This window comes from Microbulbifer mixtoriginis (SeqCode) (assembly GCF_052467705.1).
In genome coordinates this window covers 189,536-205,528 of sequence record NZ_CP174322.1, presented here as the reverse complement: position 1 = coordinate 205,528, position 15,993 = coordinate 189,536, and the positions used below count along the sequence as shown (strand labels likewise).

The 15,993-nt window shown below is 54.2% G+C and carries 17 protein-coding genes; 9 read left to right on the top strand and 8 right to left on the bottom strand.

Going from position 1 to position 15,993, the window contains the following annotated elements:
- Positions 1 to 225 precede the first annotated feature (225 nt).
- The 3 genes from ACJJIB_RS01000 to ACJJIB_RS00990 all read right to left on the bottom strand — a co-directional run bounded on the left by ACJJIB_RS01000 (position 226) and on the right by ACJJIB_RS00990 (position 4,187).
- Positions 226 to 1,971: a S8 family peptidase gene (locus ACJJIB_RS01000; RefSeq protein ID WP_444887581.1), complete on the bottom strand. Its 1,746-nt coding sequence runs from the start codon at positions 1,969 to 1,971 to the stop codon at positions 226 to 228.
- A gap of 649 nt (positions 1,972 to 2,620) precedes the next feature.
- Positions 2,621 to 3,196 carry a rhomboid family intramembrane serine protease gene (locus tag ACJJIB_RS00995; RefSeq protein ID WP_444883202.1) on the bottom strand — a complete coding sequence of 192 codons (576 nt, stop codon included), beginning with the start codon at positions 3,194 to 3,196 and terminating at the stop codon, positions 2,621 to 2,623.
- A 103-nt stretch (positions 3,197 to 3,299) separates the two neighbouring features.
- Complete coding sequence (locus ACJJIB_RS00990) at positions 3,300 to 4,187, bottom strand: YicC/YloC family endoribonuclease (RefSeq protein ID WP_444883201.1); 888 nt, start codon at positions 4,185 to 4,187, stop codon at positions 3,300 to 3,302.
- Positions 4,188 to 4,296: 109 nt separating this feature from the next.
- Here ACJJIB_RS00990 and rph point away from each other — a divergent pair, with 109 nt between their 5' ends.
- The gene (rph, locus tag ACJJIB_RS00985) at positions 4,297 to 5,016 is read left to right on the top strand and encodes a ribonuclease PH (RefSeq protein WP_252083885.1); all 720 of its coding nucleotides are present in this window, start codon (positions 4,297 to 4,299) and stop codon (positions 5,014 to 5,016) included.
- Positions 5,017 to 5,124: 108 nt separating this feature from the next.
- On the opposite strand, the gene ACJJIB_RS00980 is transcribed toward rph, so the two are convergent.
- Positions 5,125 to 5,892, bottom strand: a complete 768-nt coding sequence (locus ACJJIB_RS00980) for an exodeoxyribonuclease III (protein WP_252083884.1) — start codon at positions 5,890 to 5,892, stop codon at positions 5,125 to 5,127.
- Between the two features lie 117 nt (positions 5,893 to 6,009).
- Between ACJJIB_RS00980 and pyrE the strand changes: the two genes are divergently transcribed.
- On the top strand, positions 6,010 to 6,660 hold the full coding sequence (gene pyrE / locus ACJJIB_RS00975; RefSeq protein ID WP_252083883.1) for an orotate phosphoribosyltransferase: 651 nt from the start codon (positions 6,010 to 6,012) through the stop codon (positions 6,658 to 6,660).
- Positions 6,661 to 6,711: 51 nt separating this feature from the next.
- On the top strand, positions 6,712 to 7,311 hold the full coding sequence (locus ACJJIB_RS00970) for a hypothetical protein (protein ID WP_444887580.1): 600 nt from the start codon (positions 6,712 to 6,714) through the stop codon (positions 7,309 to 7,311).
- Positions 7,312 to 7,382: 71 nt separating this feature from the next.
- Here ACJJIB_RS00970 and slmA read toward each other — a convergent pair whose 3' ends face one another.
- The 4 genes from slmA to coaBC form a co-directional block, all read right to left on the bottom strand.
- Positions 7,383 to 7,991, bottom strand: a complete 609-nt coding sequence (slmA, locus tag ACJJIB_RS00965; RefSeq protein ID WP_252083881.1) for a nucleoid occlusion factor SlmA — start codon at positions 7,989 to 7,991, stop codon at positions 7,383 to 7,385.
- A gap of 127 nt (positions 7,992 to 8,118) precedes the next feature.
- The gene (gene argB / locus ACJJIB_RS00960; RefSeq protein WP_444887579.1) at positions 8,119 to 9,021 is read right to left on the bottom strand and encodes an acetylglutamate kinase; all 903 of its coding nucleotides are present in this window, start codon (positions 9,019 to 9,021) and stop codon (positions 8,119 to 8,121) included.
- 153 nt (positions 9,022 to 9,174) lie between these two features.
- Positions 9,175 to 11,568, bottom strand: a complete 2,394-nt coding sequence (locus ACJJIB_RS00955) for a phosphomannomutase/phosphoglucomutase (protein WP_444887578.1) — start codon at positions 11,566 to 11,568, stop codon at positions 9,175 to 9,177.
- A gap of 22 nt (positions 11,569 to 11,590) precedes the next feature.
- Complete coding sequence (coaBC, locus tag ACJJIB_RS00950) at positions 11,591 to 12,799, bottom strand: bifunctional phosphopantothenoylcysteine decarboxylase/phosphopantothenate--cysteine ligase CoaBC (RefSeq protein WP_444887577.1); 1,209 nt, start codon at positions 12,797 to 12,799, stop codon at positions 11,591 to 11,593.
- 150 nt (positions 12,800 to 12,949) lie between these two features.
- Between coaBC and radC the strand changes: the two genes are divergently transcribed.
- From radC to ACJJIB_RS00920, 6 genes are all read left to right on the top strand, one after another.
- Complete coding sequence (gene radC / locus ACJJIB_RS00945; protein ID WP_444887576.1) at positions 12,950 to 13,624, top strand: RadC family protein; 675 nt, start codon at positions 12,950 to 12,952, stop codon at positions 13,622 to 13,624.
- A gap of 227 nt (positions 13,625 to 13,851) precedes the next feature.
- The gene (rpmB, locus tag ACJJIB_RS00940) at positions 13,852 to 14,088 is read left to right on the top strand and encodes a 50S ribosomal protein L28 (RefSeq protein ID WP_020413982.1); all 237 of its coding nucleotides are present in this window, start codon (positions 13,852 to 13,854) and stop codon (positions 14,086 to 14,088) included.
- A gap of 36 nt (positions 14,089 to 14,124) precedes the next feature.
- A complete protein-coding gene (gene rpmG / locus ACJJIB_RS00935) occupies positions 14,125 to 14,280 on the top strand; it encodes a 50S ribosomal protein L33 (RefSeq protein ID WP_020413983.1) in 156 nt (51 codons plus the stop codon).
- A gap of 87 nt (positions 14,281 to 14,367) precedes the next feature.
- The gene (mutM, locus tag ACJJIB_RS00930) at positions 14,368 to 15,183 is read left to right on the top strand and encodes a bifunctional DNA-formamidopyrimidine glycosylase/DNA-(apurinic or apyrimidinic site) lyase (RefSeq protein ID WP_444883195.1); all 816 of its coding nucleotides are present in this window, start codon (positions 14,368 to 14,370) and stop codon (positions 15,181 to 15,183) included.
- 73 nt (positions 15,184 to 15,256) lie between these two features.
- Positions 15,257 to 15,415, top strand: a complete 159-nt coding sequence (locus tag ACJJIB_RS00925; protein ID WP_252083875.1) for a DUF5993 family protein — start codon at positions 15,257 to 15,259, stop codon at positions 15,413 to 15,415.
- 13 nt (positions 15,416 to 15,428) lie between these two features.
- Positions 15,429 to 15,968: a disulfide bond formation protein B gene (locus ACJJIB_RS00920; RefSeq protein WP_252083874.1), complete on the top strand. Its 540-nt coding sequence runs from the start codon at positions 15,429 to 15,431 to the stop codon at positions 15,966 to 15,968.
- Positions 15,969 to 15,993: the final 25 nt, after the last annotated feature.

Here is a 15,993-nt window from a genome sequence, read left to right as displayed (position 1 = left end):
TGCCCGAAAAAAGTGCATTAAGGAATTTTGTCGATACAGCTGGCAAAGTTCGGGGTTGGTGCAGGGGGGCAGAGGCATGGCCTCTTACTTAGCCGCGTAACGCACAGCTCGTTATTTCCCTTCCCCCCGCACCAATTGGGTGAGGTACTTTGGTTCTTTATTGCTAATCCGCACCAAAATACCTCTTTCGTGGCCGGAGCTTTTGGCGCCGGCCTATGTCGTCAATTAGGGAGTGGTTTCAGCCTTTAGGGTGACGCCGCTGTAGGAGTCGTAACCGTAAACACTGACATACCAGGTACCCGAGTCAGGGTTGCTAATAGTACAGCTCTCTTCATTGCCCCAGAGGTAGGGGCGGCAATCGTACCGACGTAGAGTGGGGTAGTTGGCATGGCGGACATAGAGGTCGACTTCGCCACTGCCGCCAGACATCTCTATATTCAAGCTTGTGGTACCCGCAGCGACTTCGATGGTGAAGTCGTTCCAACTGCCGGAGCTGCCGGAAAGGTTGGATTCGGTCCAGCTGACACCGCCGCCATTTCCGTTATCGCCACCGTTGTCTCCATCGCTACCGCCGCTCGCCATGGCCACTGCTGCTGTAGCATCGACAATACCGGCACCACAGCCGCTGCATGAAGATGGGAAACTGCGTGCGGTGGTGGTGAGTATCGATTCGATGTCGTCCGGGCCCAGGTCAGGGTTTACCGAATACAGTAGTGCGGCAGCACCGGCAACATGTGGGGCAGCCATACTGGTGCCTTGCATATAGACGTAGCTATCGCTGCCCGCGACGGTACTGCCACTATTGTGGGTGGAAAGAATGCCGTTCGGGTCGTTAGCAAAACTCTGCGCTCCCCCCGGTGCTGCAACATCCACTACGCTGCCGTAGTTGGAGAAGTAAGAGCGGCCGCCATCGCGGTTCGTTGAGGCAGTAGTTATTACGCCATCGCAGCTGGCGGGAGTGTATTGGCTGGCGTTATCGGATTCATTACCGGCAGCGACTACGATAGTGGCGCCTAGGCTGCGTGCGGTGTTGATAGCATTCTGAGTTGTCGTGGCACAGCTGCCACCACCACCAAGACTCAGGTTGAGTACTTGTGCGGGGTTGGGGTTGGATGGCAGGCCGCTGACAGAGCCGCCGGCGCCCCAGATGATGCCATCGGCGATATCTGAGGTATAGCCACCACAGCGGCCGAGCACGCGTATCGGTACGATCTTGGCTTTGTAGGCGACACCGGCGATACCCATATTGTTATTGGTGACGCCTGCGATGGTGCCGGCGACATGGGTGCCGTGCCAGCTACTGTCGCTTTCCGAAGGGATGCGAGGATCATCGCCACAGGCTTTGTCCGTATACCAGTCGCCTGGGTCTGTGGCATCGCTATCACGGCCATCGCCGTCTACAGACACGAAAGTGTCAGAAATCATGTCGTAGCCCGGCAGAATATTGCCCACCAGATCAGGGTGTGGGCGGTAACCGGTGTCGAGCACCGCGACAACCGCTCCCTCACCCTGAGTGACATCCCAGGCCGATGGCAGGTTCAGACCGCCGGTGGACTCAAAGTAGTGCCACTGGTTGAGATAGCTAGAGTCATTGGGCACAGCCATTGCGCGCATCATCAGATCCGGCTCAGCGTACTCCACATCCGGATCCTGTTTCAGACGGTTGATAATCGCGTTCATTTCCGTTCTGTTTTTGCGACCTTCCAGGCGCATTACCTGAGCACCAGTGGCCATACGGCGCAGGTGACGCATTTTGTGGCCGGCGCGACGGGAGGCCTTTTCCACCGTTTCCCTGGCCATGCTGGCAGCCCGGCCAACCTTGGCACTTTCCTTGTATTTAACGATGATGCGGTCCGTCAGCAGAGCGTTGTCCGCTTGTTGTGCCTGGGCAGTGAAGGGCGCAGTGCATAGCAGTGTAAAAACGCTCGCTAGAGCCGTCTTCTGCCGAAGGTTCTTGAGTGGTGAAGTCATTATTATTTGCTCTTCGAAATTATTGTTATCCGACAGCCAGCCAATCAGCTGGTCTATCGGTCACTCCTGAAAAGATCTTTCACTGACAGAAATATATCTGCCAATAGAAAGTCCCGAATAGCCGCCAGAATAGGCATTTGGCGGTTAAAAAGACCAAAATTAGTACCAAAGTTTCACATTGGCACAGATATATAACGACTTTGAGATTATTGTCCTCAGCTGAGGAACCTGAAATTGTGTGGCTTATGACGACAAATTTATAATTTTTTAGAAAAAAGTCAGGTAATGAGAACTTGGTCAGTGAGAAGGTGTGTCTTAGTTCACGAGCTCAGTTGGCGAGGGGTGGTTATCGGTTTTGCAGAAAAAAACAGTAAATCACTGTTTGGCAGCAAATGATTTTATGCCTTTCTGGTGCGAGGTAATTTTAAGTATTTTTGTCACAGCGCATGCATTAATCCCCAGTGGTAGCTTCTTTCAGAGTTCGCGCTGAATACTGACTGGTAACTTTTCTGACATCACAATTACTTCAAAACAGCATTCAGCCGTCTGTACGAACTATGGCCGGAAACTTGTTTTTATTTTTTTGAGTGCACACAGAGAGCGGTCATCCGGCTCCCTGTGTGCCTGCTGTGAATTTGCTAGAGAAAAACTATGAATTTTTAGATACAGCTTGTCGGTCTGTAATAGGGTTGGGTGTGTGGGCCCATATTTTTGCAGCCATTATGCCAAAGAGAAAACCGAATAGATGCGATTCCCAGGAAATATACATTCCTTGTGGCAGCACACCAAAAATAAGCCCGCCATAAACCAATCCGACAAAAATGGATATCATTAGTCGAACAAACTGCTTGCTGATAAAGCCGGCCAGCAATAAGAATCCAAAATAGCCATAAATTACTGAACTTGCGCCCAGATGATTCCCGCCTCTAGCAAATAGCCAAACGGCAAGGCCAGTGGTGACAATAATCGTCAGAGTGACTTTTAGGTAGGTTTTCACTCCATATTGCAACAGCAAAAAACTGAAAACGCACAGGGTTACTATATTGGATAGAAAATGCCAGATGCTTCCGTGTAGCAATGGAGCGGTAAAAATATGGGGCAGATGGTCGATGGATCTAGGAACTAGGCCGAAGTAATTCAATGAGCGGCCGGATAATATATTAATAATTTCAATAATGGTTACAGCTAAGAATATAGCCCCAACCCATTTAATATTATTTCGCATATAAAATGTATTTTAATGTTAGCTGGGTAAAGCAGCAGATAGTTTTTTAGCAGAACGTGAATACGGGGCTCTTATTTTGGTTTTAAAAAGCCCCACAATATGCTTACTCAATATTTTGTACTTGCTCACGCATTTGTTCGATCAAGACCTTCAGCTCTACTGCAGCCTGGGTGGTGTCGGTTACCACGGACTTGGAGGATAGAGTGTTGGCCTCGCGGTTAAATTCCTGCATAAGAAAATCCAAGCGCCGACCTATAGCGCCGCCTCCAGCGAGTACCCGGCGGGTTTCTACAGTGTGGGCATTTAGGCGATCGAGTTCTTCATCGACGTCGGCTTTTTGAGCGAGCAGTACAATTTCCTGTTCCAAGCGCTCCTTATCCAATTCTATAGAGAGCTCTTCCAGGCGGTTGCGCAGTTTTTCCCGCTGTGCCTCTAGAATCTGTGGTAGCAGTTCCCGCACTAGGGCGACTTGTTCTTCAATGCCTTTTAAGCGAGCTTCAATAAATTTGGCTAACTCCGCACCCTCACGCTCACGATTCGCGCGCAGTTGTTCTAGCGCTTCGCGAAACGCCTGCAAAATAGTGGCGGATTGCTGCTCAGTATCGGCTTCCGGTTCGCTAATAACACCGGGCCATTGGAGAATCTGCAGGGGGTTGAGTGGTTGGGCGCCTTCACCGCCGGTCACTTGTTTGGCGGCGTTAATCAATGCTTGTGCCAGCGGCTGATTAATTTCAAGCCCACTCGTTTCCACACTGTTGGGTTTTACTGTAAGCGTGAGTTCCACTTTTCCACGGGATAAACTTTTCCGCAAAATATCTCGTAACTGCGCTTCCAGAGGGCGGGCGACCTCGGGCAGACGGAAGTGCGGCTCCAGATAGCGATGGTTGACCGAGCGCAGCTCCCAAATGGCGTTTCCTGTGGCATAAGCGGCTTCGGCGCGACCGAAGGCTGTCATGCTTCGCACTTTGTTCTGTTCCCGGTTATTGGCCATTGCTCATCCCCTGCAGGCGTATTTATCGGCTCGGCATCATAGCACAGCGTTCGGATATCCATGTGGGGGTATATAATGCAGGGCTTTCATTCATTGACCGAGGTGAGCTATGCAGCGTCCCAGTGGCCGCGCGGCGGCGCAGATGCGCCAGATAAAAATTACCCGAAACTACACCCGCCACGCCGAGGGCTCTGTGTTGGTAGAGTTTGGCGACACAAAAGTTCTGTGTAATGCCTCAGTGTCGAGTGAAGTACCGCGCTTCCTGCGCGGTCAGGGCAGCGGTTGGATCACCGCGGAGTATGGCATGCTGCCGCGCTCTACAGGTTCCCGCATGCCGCGTGAGGCAGCCAAGGGTAAACAGAGCGGCCGCACTGTAGAGATCCAGCGTCTGATTGGCCGCTCCCTGCGCGCAGCGGTGGATCTGGAAAAGCTTGGAGAGAATCAGATCACCCTGGATTGCGATGTTATCCAGGCCGATGGCGGCACACGCACGGCGGCTATTACCGGCGCTTGTGTAGCCTTGGTGGATGCGCTGCGCCATATGCAGCGGGAAAAAATTCTCGCTGAGGATCCGTTGCTCAACCTTGTCGCGGCGGTCTCTGTCGGAATTTATGACGGCGAGCCGGTTTTGGATCTGGACTATCCAGAGGACAGCGCGGCGGATACGGATATGAATCTGGTGATGGCGGCAGACGGAGGTATGATCGAAGTACAGGGTACCGCTGAAGGTAAGCCTTTTTCCGAGAAAGAGTTCGCGCAGATGCTGGGCTTGGGTAAAGCGGGAATCGATGAACTGATCGAGATACAGCAAAAAGCCTTGGATGAGTGAGGCTTTGTATTTTGCTGAGTTAGGACCGCTCCCGCTGTAAAGCGGGTCGGTTCGCGACAGGACTCGGCTCCCCTACTCTCAGCCGAAATGGGCCGAGTCCTCAACGGTTTATACTTCCAGGTCGTAATCCATCATTAGTGGCAGGTGGCTGGAGAAATTCACATTCTTGTTAATCGCACCGTACTCAATGCGATTTTTCAACCCGTGTGAAACGATCTGCATGTCGGTACGCCAGCCATCACCTTCGCCTACGGTGCCACTCGGCCACCAGGTAAATTCATCGGTGTCTTTGACCACGCGGCGAAAGGCATCGACATAGCCAATTTCATTGAACAGCTGGTCCAACCAGCGCTGTTCGTGACGCATGAAACCAGGGTTATCCTGGTGGTCCTGCCAGTTCTGCACATCGGCACGGCGGTGTGCCATGCCCCAGTTACCGCAGAAAATAAAATCGCGGCGCTTGCGGCTGATTTTGTGCAGGTGCGCTTGCATGTCGTCGAAAAACTGGACCTTTTTTTCCAGTGAAGCTTCGTCAGTGGCTATTGGCGCTAGCAGCGAACCCACACTCAGGCGTTCAAAATCTGCCTGTAAATAGCGCCCATACATATCCTCGCCGTTGGCGAAACCCATACCGAAAATAATGGCCTTGGGCTGGTTGCGTGTATAGATCGCCACGCCGTTTTCATGGGGCGTTCCCGAATCGAAGAAGTAGCTGTAATAGCCATCGGGGTGGAATATGGGGTGGTCTAGCTCCGGCTCCAGAGAGCGCAGGTCTTGAAGGCAGATAATGTCTGCATCCTGCTCAGCTAACCAATCGTAGAGACCGCGCTGTGCGGCCTGATGAACGCCGTCTACAGACAAGCTTACTATTCGCATTATTAGCCCCTTACCAGCGGACTGTGTATCATTAGAAACATTATTTGCATGCCTATCCCCGGAAGAAATGCTACGGGGAGGTCTCCCTTCACCTTAGCTAATAGTTAACAATTTTCCATGCAGCAATATCAGCGCAATTTTATCCAATTGGCCCTGGATCATCAGGTGTTGTGTTTTGGTGACTTCACTCTGAAGTCAGGCCGTCAAAGCCCCTATTTTTTCAATGCTGGCCGCTTCCACACCGGTGCGGCACTAGCCGCACTGGGACAGGCTTACGCCGAGGCGATTATCGCTTCGGGAGTGGAGTTTGATGTCATTTTCGGACCGGCTTACAAGGGTATCCCGCTGGGTGCGGTGACTGCCGTGGCACTGGCTCAGAAAGGTATCGATAAGCCTTTCTGCTACAACCGCAAAGAGGCCAAGGATCACGGCGAAGGCGGAACCTTAGTGGGTGCGCCGCTTAATGGCAAGGTTTTGATCATTGATGATGTGATTACGGCCGGTACTGCGGTGCGTGAGGTGATGCAAATCATCGAATCTCACGGTGCCGAAGCGGCCGGTGTAGTCATCGGTTTAAATCGCCAGGAAAAGGCCAGCGAAGATTGTGAATTCTCCGCTATTCAGCAGGTCGAACAGCAGTTTAATATCCCAGTCATTAGCATTGTACAGCTGGATGATATAGTCAGTTTCCTCGAGCAGGAGTCTCAGGATAGTGAAACCCTGCAAAAAATTGTCGATTACCGGCAGCGTTACGGCGTAACGGGTTAAGTGAGAGGCCCGATCGTTATAGCGGGCCGCATCAATTTAGTGAGAAGAGCGATGGCAATCGCCCCCATAAAATGTTTCCTGGTTCCTGCCATTCTGTTGTTTTGTACCCTGGCGAGTGCCGCCAGCGGTGAGCAGTTACTCTATCGCTATACCGATGAGCAGGGCATCATGGTACTCAATGAAATGGTGCCGCCGGAGTACGTGGCTAAGGGCTACGAAATTCTCAACCTTTCTGGCCGTGTTATAGAAGTGGTTCCACCGCAGTTGAGTCCCGAGGAGTTCAAAGCGCAGCGCCGACAGGAAGCACGCGAAGAAGCGGACCGCAAGCTGCTCAAACGCTATAACAGCCTCGCCGATATCGAAAGTGCGCGCAAACGCAAGCTGGCAATTGTCGAGCAGGATATGGCGATCATGCACTCGAATATCACCAGTCTCACTCGTCAAATTACCCAGGAAGAAACACAGGCGGCGCGCACCCAGCGCGGTGGGCGCGAGGTGGCTCCGGAGCTCCTGCAGCGTATTGCCGATTTGCAAAAAGAAGTGGCAGTACTGCGCGAGCGCCTTAAACGGCGCGCCGACGAGGCCAGTTCTATCGGTGAGGAATTTGATAAAGCCGCCGCGCGCTACGCAGAAATTACTAACAGATCCTGATAGTGCAGGACCATTAGCGCCTTTCTGGCTTCGTTACACGTGCGTCCTTCCTTTCCATACCGCACAGCCAGTTACCTGGCTGCGGCGACGGTCTCGCGGAAAAAGCCGGAGGTCAAAACCGGCCATTGCTCGGCCCAGTACTCGGTGGGCTTGCGCTTAAAGCCGCTGCGTACATATTGCACGATACGGCCCTCGGCACTGGCCAATAACAGGTTGGCGGCACCGCCCAGGGGCAGGGTTGGACGCAGGTGTTCACGCAGTTCCGCTTCACGCAAAATCTGACGGATTTGGGTTTCCAGGCGATCGAACAGCTGCAGGATACGCCCGTGCAAACGCTCGGTTTCGCCGGTCAACGCATCGCCAGTGAGAAGTCGGGTAATACCTGGATTGCGCTCACAAAAAGCCAGCAGAAGGTGCAGGATTCTCTGGCATCGCTCCAAAGCAGAGGGTTCTTCCTGAAGGATCAGCGCTATGCGACTGAAAATAGTCTCCTCGATAAACTCGATCAGGCCTTCGAACATTTTTGACTTACTGGGGAAGTGGCGGTATAGCGCCGCTTCAGAAAAGCCAACTTCCTTGGCCAGGGCTGCAGTTGTAATACGTGCGCCGGGACTGGCTTCCAGCATATGTGCCAGAGATTCCAGAATTTGCTGGCGCCGATTGATTTTTTCGCTGCTCATTGATTGCCTTTAGTCCACTTGGGGGGTGGACGGTGATTTTTGCTCTTGTCGCCTTAATATTTCGGCGGCGGAATCCTACCGATTCGGACGTCTGTCTTCAATTGCCAAGCGCTACTGTGCGATGGCTTTATGTCTCACTATTGGTAATCAAGGTGCCGACGCCGGTGTCGGTAAATATTTCCAGCAGGACCGCGTGAGGTAGCCGACCGTCGATAATATGGGCAGAAGTGACCCCGTCTTTTACCGCGTCGAGCGCACAACTGATTTTCGGCAGCATGCCGCCATGAATGGTGCCATCTTCAATCAACCCTTCCACCTGAGGCGTCGTCAGGCCGGTGAGTACCTCGCCCTGCTTATCTTGCAGGCCCGCAACATTGGTGAGCAGCATCAGCTTTTCTGCCTGCAAGCACTCGGCGACCTTACCGGCCACCAGATCGGCATTGATATTGTAAGAAACCCCCTCTTTGTCGACGCCGATGGGGGCGATTACCGGAATAAAGCCGCCCTGGATCAGCATATTGATGACATCGGTATTGACCTTTTCCACCTCGCCGACCTGGCCGATATCAATAATTTCTGAGGCGTGCAGGCCGGCGCTCTCATTTTTGCGACTCAGTTTGCGCGCTTCGATTAACAAGCCATCCTTGCCGGTAACGCCCACTGCGCGGCCTCCGTTCTGATTGATCAGATTGACAATTTGCTTGTTGACCGTGCCCCCCAATACCATTTCCACCACATCCATGGTCTCGCTATCGGTTACGCGCATACCGTCGACAAAGTGAGATTCGATATTGAGTTTGTTCAACAGCAGGCCTATTTGCGGGCCGCCGCCGTGTACCACTACCGGGTTCATGCCCACCAGCTTCATCAGGATAATGTCGCGGGCAAAGTCGCTTTGCAGTTCGTGATCCACCATGGCATTACCGCCAAACTTTACCACCACGGTTTTATTGGTGAATTGCTGGATATAGGGCAAGGCTTCATTCAAAACCTGAGCAATACGCAGAGCGGACTTCTTATCGAGGGACATGGCAATTCCTTTATGGTGGGATGCGGTTGGATAGCTTTCCCGCTGTCCAGCCGCTGCTGTAGATACTGCGCGGTCGAGATTTTTTTGATTAAAGCACGGAGCGCTAGTCGGTTGCGGCACCTGCCTGTGCCACACAGGTTTAAAACTGGTGCGCTAGTTGAGCAGTTCCCAATTGGGAACGACAACTGTGGGAGCAATTTTCTTGATCTGCGCCATGACTACTTTGCGAATACGCTCCAGAGCCTCTTTATTTTCGGCCTCGAAGCGCAGGGTCAACGCGCTGGTGGTATTGGAGGCGCGCACCAGCCCCCAGCCATCAGAAAATTCTATGCGCAGACCGTCGGTAGTATTGATATCGGCATTGTCAAAATTGCCTTGTTCGCGCAACTGCTCAATCAGGGAGAACTTCTCCTGCTCCTCTACGGGCAACAATATTTCCGGGGTGCTCTCCATTTGCGGCAGTGAGTCGAGGAGTTCATCCAGGCTCTGTTCCCGCAGGGCCATAATCTCCAGGAGCCGCGCCGCTGCGTAGATACCATCGTCGAAACCAAACCAGCGATCCCGAATAAAAATATGGCCGGATAACTCACCGCCAAGAATTGCCTTGGTTTCTAGCATTTTGTTTTTCATCGGCGCGTGGCCGGTCTTCCACATCACCGGGCGGCCGCCGTACTGGTTTATCAATTGAGCAAGGCTACGGCTGCTTTTCACATCGAAGACGATCGTCTCCCCTGGGTTGCGTGCCAGGATGTCTCTCGCCAGTAGCATAACCAGCTGATCGGCCCAGGCGATGCGCCCGCTGCTGGAAATCAGAGTGACACGATCACCATCGCCATCCAGAGCTATGCCCAGGTCTGCGCCGGTTTCCGCCACTTTGTCGATCAATGCTTGCAGGTTTTCCGGGCGCGAGGGATCGGGTGGATGGTTGGGGAAGTCCCCATCCACTTCACAAAACAGCGGAGTGACTGCGCAGCCCAGCTGCTCAAACAACCGGGGTGCCAAAACGGAAGTGGCTCCATTGCCCGCATCCACAACCAGGTGCGGTTGTCCGGCGAGGGCGACGTTGTTAAAGATCTCGTCAATATATTTGTCTTTAATATCCTGCTCGCGGTTACTGCCTTCCCCGCTTTTGAAGGGCCCCTGCTGCATAAGCTGGTGCAGGCCCTGTAGCTTTTCTTCAGAGAGGGGGCGGCCCTTGAGCACAATCTTGAAGCCATTGTATTCCGCCGGGTTGTGGCTCGCGGTCACCATAACACCGCTGCTGGTGTTCTTGCCCTTGGCGCAGGCGTAGTAAAGCAGTGGTGATGGGATCAGGCCCAGATCGATACTGTTACAGCCGCTATCGAGAATCCCCTCCATCAGGCAGTTGCTGAGCAGTGCACTACTGTTGCGGCCATCGCGCCCCACTAGCAGGATCTGCTCTCCGGCGTGCTGTGCCAGGGTACCGAGGGCCTTTCCCAGCTGGTAGGCAAAGGGCTCATCAATTTCCTCACCGGCGATGCCGCGGATATCGTATGCGCGAAATACATGAGGGGGAAACTCGGTAGTTAGCGGATGTTGGGGCTTACCTGATTTGGTCGCAGACCTTGCCTCAGCGCGATTTGTCATATTCTGTTGTAAAGCTTCGGGAGCGATACTGGGTGCCGATGCGAGCCCTTGGGGTAAAGCTTCATCCGCCAGCAGAGCATCCTGCTGCGACTCGGGCGCAGGGAATTTTTCACTTTCGCTTCTTCCGCCTTTCTGGCTGCGCTCCCAGGGGGCACGGTTGTCTCGGGGCAGGAAGCGTAGAAGTACCAGTAAGGAGAGCAGCAGGCCGGCGCCGGCTGTGAGATAGATCCACACAAGTGGCAAGCTGTGTTGCTGGATAAATGCAGGGGAGGGGCTGAACTGCACCTGCAAGTAACTATCCGGAATTGCTTCAGAATGGCTGAAGCCACTGCCCTGCCCGCCGCGCCAAAGGGGCTGTGCAATCGAATCGGGAAATTTTTGAAGCAGCTGAATCTGTCCCTGGTTTTTATCGAGCGTTTCCAGGGATGTTTGCAAAACAGCGAAGGGCTGGCTGACCAGAAGTTGTTGCCCAGCCAGGTTAACAGCATTGTGAAGCTGCCAGCTGTTGTCGAGGCCGGTACGCAGTATCTCTAGGGGCTGTTGACTGTCTTGTCGGGTACGCTTAAGCAGATCTACTAGCGCGAAGTTCAGGGTTGGCTTTTCACCTGCGCCCACGCGGATTTGTGCCTCTGAAAAGACCTGAATTCGCGATTGTTTCGGTAGTTGTGCTGTTTTTAGCTGTTCTTCAAGGGGTTGTTCACTGCGTTCAATTTGTTGCAGCTGCCGCGTGCGTTCGGCTAACAGAGACTCTACATCTTGCGCGAAGATTTTTCCCTGCGCCCGGGCTGCCTGTTGTACTTGCGCTTGATTGTGGGGGGTGACTATATGCTCAACGATTAGATAGGCCCCGCAAAGCCAGGCGACGGTCGCCAGCAACGAAGGCAGCAGCAACCCCTTGTGCAATAGTCCTTGGCTCTGATTTTTCTTGTTGAAAACCACTGATTTTCCTGCCTGTTAATCTTTATTTCTGCGCTTTGACGGCAATAATTTCTATTAACTGTCGAGCTAAGTCGGCCTTTAGAGCCTCGGGCAGTTGTGTATTGCCGTGGCGATCTATCACCGTGACGGCATTGCGGTCACTATTGAAGCCGGTTTCACTGCCACTAACGTCGTTGGCGATAATCATATCGAGGTTTTTCCGTTGCAGTTTGCTTTGCGCATACTGTTCGACTTGCTGTGTCTCAGCGGCAAAGCCCACGGTAAAGGGGCGTCGCTCGCTGCGCGCGGCGATGCCGGCGACGATATCCGGGTTTTTAACCAGGGTAATAGCGCTCTCGTCGCAGCCCTCGCGTTTCTTGATTTTTTGTTCCGCCACCGAGGCCGGGCGAAAATCGGCAACAGCGGCAGCGCTGATAAAAATATCGCAGAGGTCGGCCGCACGCTCGACGGCATCGCGCATATCCCGCGCATCGATGACATCGACGCGCTTCACATGTGCGGGAGTGGCCAAATTTACCGGCCCGGCGATCAGTGTGACCTCGGCGCCGGCCTTCCGGGCGGCCTCGGCCAGGGCGAACCCCATCTTGCCGGAGCTGTGGTTGCTCAGGTAGCGTACCGGGTCCAGGGCCTCGCGGGTTGGGCCGGCGGTAATCGCCACGCGCTTGCCGCGCAGACAGTCGCTAGAGCCGAACTGTGACTCGGCCTGCAGGGCCAAGTCAGCGGGCTCCAGCATGCGGCCGGGTCCCACGTCACCACAGGCCTGGCTGCCAGCCGCCGGTCCCCACAGCTGTACCCCGCGGTCACGCAGGGTTTTGGCATTAGCAGCGGTGGCTGGGTGGCGCCACATGGCCTGATTCATGGCGGGGGCCAGGGCCACTGGTGCTTCGCTGGCGAGACACAAGGTGGTGAGCAGGTCGTCGGCCATGCCACAGGTCAGTTTTGCCATCATCTGGGCACTGGCGGGGGCAATCAGGATCAGGTCGGCCCACTTGGCCAGCTCGATATGCCCCATGGCGGCTTCAGCGGCTGGATCCAGCAGATCGGTGTGTACAGGGTTGCCGGATAGGGCTTGGAAAGTCAGCGGCTGCACAAACTCGCGCGCGCCGGCGCTCATTACCACTCTCACCTGGGCACCGCGTTCTTTTAGGCGGCGTACCAGGTCGGCGCTCTTGTAAGCGGCAATACCGCCACTGATTCCCAAAAGTATGCGTTTATCGGCCAGTGAGGACATAGATACAGTTTCCGAATATATGCGAGCGGGTTAGATTAGCATTTCTGCGTCTGGACTTATAAGGCGCAGAATAGACGCGAAAATCGTGCTTGTGGTGAGTTGGGGAGAGAGTTCACAAAAAAAGACAGTCAGGGAAGGCGAGAAACGATTATGAAGATCAAAGATTGGCCGGCGGCTGAGAGGCCCAGGGAGAAGCTGTTGGCGCAGGGTGCCGCGGCGCTGTCGGATGCAGAGTTGTTGGCGATATTTTTGCGGGTGGGGCTGCCGGGCGTTTCTGCAGTGGATTTGGCGCGGGGTCTGCTCAGTGAGTTTGGCGGCTTGCGTGCCCTGTTGGAGGCCGGTAGGGAGCAGTTTTGTCGCGCTCGTGGATTGGGGGATGCCAAGTTTGTACAGCTGCAAGCGGCGCTGGAGATAGCGCGACGACATCTGGCAGAAACGGTGCGGAAGGGCAGTGCTTTGTGCAGTCCGGCGGCAGTGCGAGACTACCTGGCTATGCAGTTGCGCCATCGCCGCCGCGAGGTCTTTTGCTGCCTTTTCCTGGATACCCAGCACCGTGTTATCAGTTTTGAGGAATTGTTCGAGGGCACTCTGAATGCCGCCAGTGTTTATCCTCGTGAGGTGGTGCAGGCTGCTTTACAGCGGGGTGCGGCGGCTGTGATTCTGGCGCATAATCACCCATCGGGCATTTGCGAGCCTAGCCAGGCGGACATCTGGATTACCGAGCGTTTGGTACAGGCCCTGGAGCTTGTGGATATCAAGGTGCTGGATCATCTGATAGTGGGCGAGGGCCAGGCCCTATCCTTTGCAGAGCAGGGGCTGCTGTAGGCACTGCAATTGAGAAGCTGCGATTGGCGCAGAAGTACTGTACAAAACTTGCTCCCTACGGGCTCTTTTGGTATAAAACGCCGCTCTTTGCGGCCGGGCCAGATTCTGCACAGGTTCCGCCGCCATCCAGGAACCGGATTAGAATCCCGATTTTTATGTTCCCGCACACCCTTTTCCTCTTCAGGATTGGCGCCATGCGGGCACAAGCGTTTTGAAGAGGCCAACAGATGTCCAAGGTATGTCAGGTAACCGGTAAGCGTCCGGTAACCGGAAACAATGTATCCCACGCTAAGAACCGCACCAAGCGTCGCTTCGTGCCGAACCTGCACAGCCACCGTTTCTGGGTTGAGTCCGAGAAGCGTTTTGTGAAACTGCGTGTTTCCGCAAAAGGCATGCGCGTTATCGATAAGAAAGGTATCGACGCTGTCCTGACTGAGCTGCGCGCCCGCGGCGAAAAAGTATAATTAGCTGTATTCAGCTAACTGATTGGAGATTGAGCAATGCGTGAGAAGATTCGTCTGAATTCCAGCGCCGGTACTGGCCACTTCTACACCACTACCAAGAACAAGCGCAACATGCCTGAGAAAATGGAGATCAAAAAGTACGATCCCGTTGTTCGCAAGCACGTTATGTACAAAGAAGGCAAAATCAAGTAATTGCCTTCCGCGTACTCGCAGAAGAGCCCGGTTCTTGCCGGGCTTTTTTGTGTCCGCTCCTCGGCTACAGCCATCGTGAGATGAGAAATGCCTGAACTCCCAGAAGTAGAAACCACCTGCCGTGGCCTCGCCCCCCATCTAGAGGGACAGTGGGTGCGATCGGTTGTGGTGCGACAGGCGCGACTGCGCTGGCCTGTGGACCTGGACTTCGCCAAGCATATTAAAAATGCCCGTATTCTGAAGCTGGAGCGTCGCGCCAAATACTTACTGGTGCATACAGATAAGGGGTGTGCCATCTGGCATTTGGGGATGTCTGGAAGTCTGCGCCTGGTCGAGCAGGAAGAGTCCCCTGAGAAGCATGACCATATCGACTGGCGACTCGATAGTGGCCTGACCCTGCGCTACAGGGATCCACGCCGGTTTGGCGCTCTTCTGTGGACCGCAGCAGACCCCCTGGCCCACGATCTCCTCAGTCATTTAGGGCCAGAGCCGCTGTCGGAGAGTTTTAGTGGTGACTACCTGTTCGCCGCTTCCCGCAAGCGTAAACAGTCGGTGAAAACGTTCATAATGGATGGGCGTATCGTGGTGGGGGTGGGGAATATTTATGCCAGTGAATCGCTATTCCTGGCAGGTATCCGCCCGGATCGTGAAGCGGGCTCTATTTCAAAAGCCCGCTATCTGCGCCTTGCAGAGGCGATCAAAAAGGTATTGAGTCGTGCCATTGCCCAAGGTGGCACTACCCTGCGGGACTTTATCGGTGGTGATGGCAAGCCGGGATATTTCGCCCAGGAACTCAATGTCTACGGCCGCGCGGGAGCGCCTTGCCCCAGTTGTGGGAGCCCGGTGCGGGATATGGTTCTGGGCCAGCGCAGTACCTTCTTTTGCACTCGCTGCCAGCGTTGAGCTTACTTTGCGGTAGGGCATTGGCGGGAATTTGCTACTAATATCAGAGTATTGCTGTCTGTGGAGATGGCCCGTGGTATTGGTACTGCCTTTTCTCACCGTTCTGATTGCAGCCTGGTATATATGGAAGCGCCGCCAGCGCGCGGCCACCCTGTGGTGGTTGTTGACTATGGTGATTTACATCATCTGGTTGATTTATCACTCGAACACAACGCTGGACCTCTCTTTCTAGCCGGGGTGCCGCTATGGTGTATATGGTCCGAAGGCTCGATGCCCTGGCTCTTCTCGGCCTCTCTGCGGTTCTCTGGGCGGCTTTTATCATCGAGCTTTACGAGCACCAACTGCCCTGCCCCATCTGCCTGCTTCAGCGTGTAGCCTTTACCATGGCTGGCTTGGGCTTGCTGATGAACCTGCGATTTGGTGTACGTCCCGCTCACTACGGAATTGTTATCCTTTCGAGTATTGCCGGGCTGGCTGCTGCCGGGCGCCAGGTGTTGTTGCATATTCTGCCCAATAACCCCGGATTTGGAGAGCCCTTTCTCGGCTTGCATCTCTATACCTGGGCGGCCGTGGCTTTTTTTGGGCTGCTTACTTATTGCGGGGTCGCAATGATGTTGGGCTTCTTGCGGCGGAACCTGTCACCGCGTCGATTCACCTTTCCCGAGAAATTTATCGCGGTGCTGTTTCTCACCATTGCCATGGCGAACCTGGCCAGCACCCTATTGGAGTGCGGTCTAGGTCCCTGTACGAGAGGCTCTTTCGGCTATCACTGGCTGTGGCCTTGAGAAAATCGTTGAATTGCTAGTCTCG

Excerpts from the sequence above, each read along its gene's own strand:
- ACJJIB_RS00970 (WP_444887580.1), top strand. The coding sequence starts at position 6,712 with ATGGCAATCGCCCCCATAAAATGTTTCCTGGTTCCTGCCATTCTGTTG.
- argB (WP_444887579.1), bottom strand. The coding sequence starts at position 9,021 with ATGTCCCTCGATAAGAAGTCCGCTCTGCGTATTGCTCAGGTTTTGAAT.
- slmA (WP_252083881.1), bottom strand. The coding sequence starts at position 7,991 with ATGAGCAGCGAAAAAATCAATCGGCGCCAGCAAATTCTGGAATCTCTG.
- rpmB (WP_020413982.1), top strand. The coding sequence starts at position 13,852 with ATGTCCAAGGTATGTCAGGTAACCGGTAAGCGTCCGGTAACCGGAAAC.
- radC (WP_444887576.1), top strand. The coding sequence starts at position 12,950 with ATGAAGATCAAAGATTGGCCGGCGGCTGAGAGGCCCAGGGAGAAGCTG.
- ACJJIB_RS00920 (WP_252083874.1), top strand. The coding sequence starts at position 15,429 with ATGGTGTATATGGTCCGAAGGCTCGATGCCCTGGCTCTTCTCGGCCTC.
- ACJJIB_RS00990 (WP_444883201.1), bottom strand. The coding sequence starts at position 4,187 with ATGGCCAATAACCGGGAACAGAACAAAGTGCGAAGCATGACAGCCTTC.
- pyrE (WP_252083883.1), top strand. The coding sequence starts at position 6,010 with ATGCAGCAATATCAGCGCAATTTTATCCAATTGGCCCTGGATCATCAG.
- ACJJIB_RS00980 (WP_252083884.1), bottom strand. The coding sequence starts at position 5,892 with ATGCGAATAGTAAGCTTGTCTGTAGACGGCGTTCATCAGGCCGCACAG.
- ACJJIB_RS01000 (WP_444887581.1), bottom strand. The coding sequence starts at position 1,971 with ATGACTTCACCACTCAAGAACCTTCGGCAGAAGACGGCTCTAGCGAGC.
- rph (WP_252083885.1), top strand. The coding sequence starts at position 4,297 with ATGCAGCGTCCCAGTGGCCGCGCGGCGGCGCAGATGCGCCAGATAAAA.
- mutM (WP_444883195.1), top strand. The coding sequence starts at position 14,368 with ATGCCTGAACTCCCAGAAGTAGAAACCACCTGCCGTGGCCTCGCCCCC.
- coaBC (WP_444887577.1), bottom strand. The coding sequence starts at position 12,799 with ATGTCCTCACTGGCCGATAAACGCATACTTTTGGGAATCAGTGGCGGT.
- ACJJIB_RS00995 (WP_444883202.1), bottom strand. The coding sequence starts at position 3,196 with ATGCGAAATAATATTAAATGGGTTGGGGCTATATTCTTAGCTGTAACC.
- rpmG (WP_020413983.1), top strand. The coding sequence starts at position 14,125 with ATGCGTGAGAAGATTCGTCTGAATTCCAGCGCCGGTACTGGCCACTTC.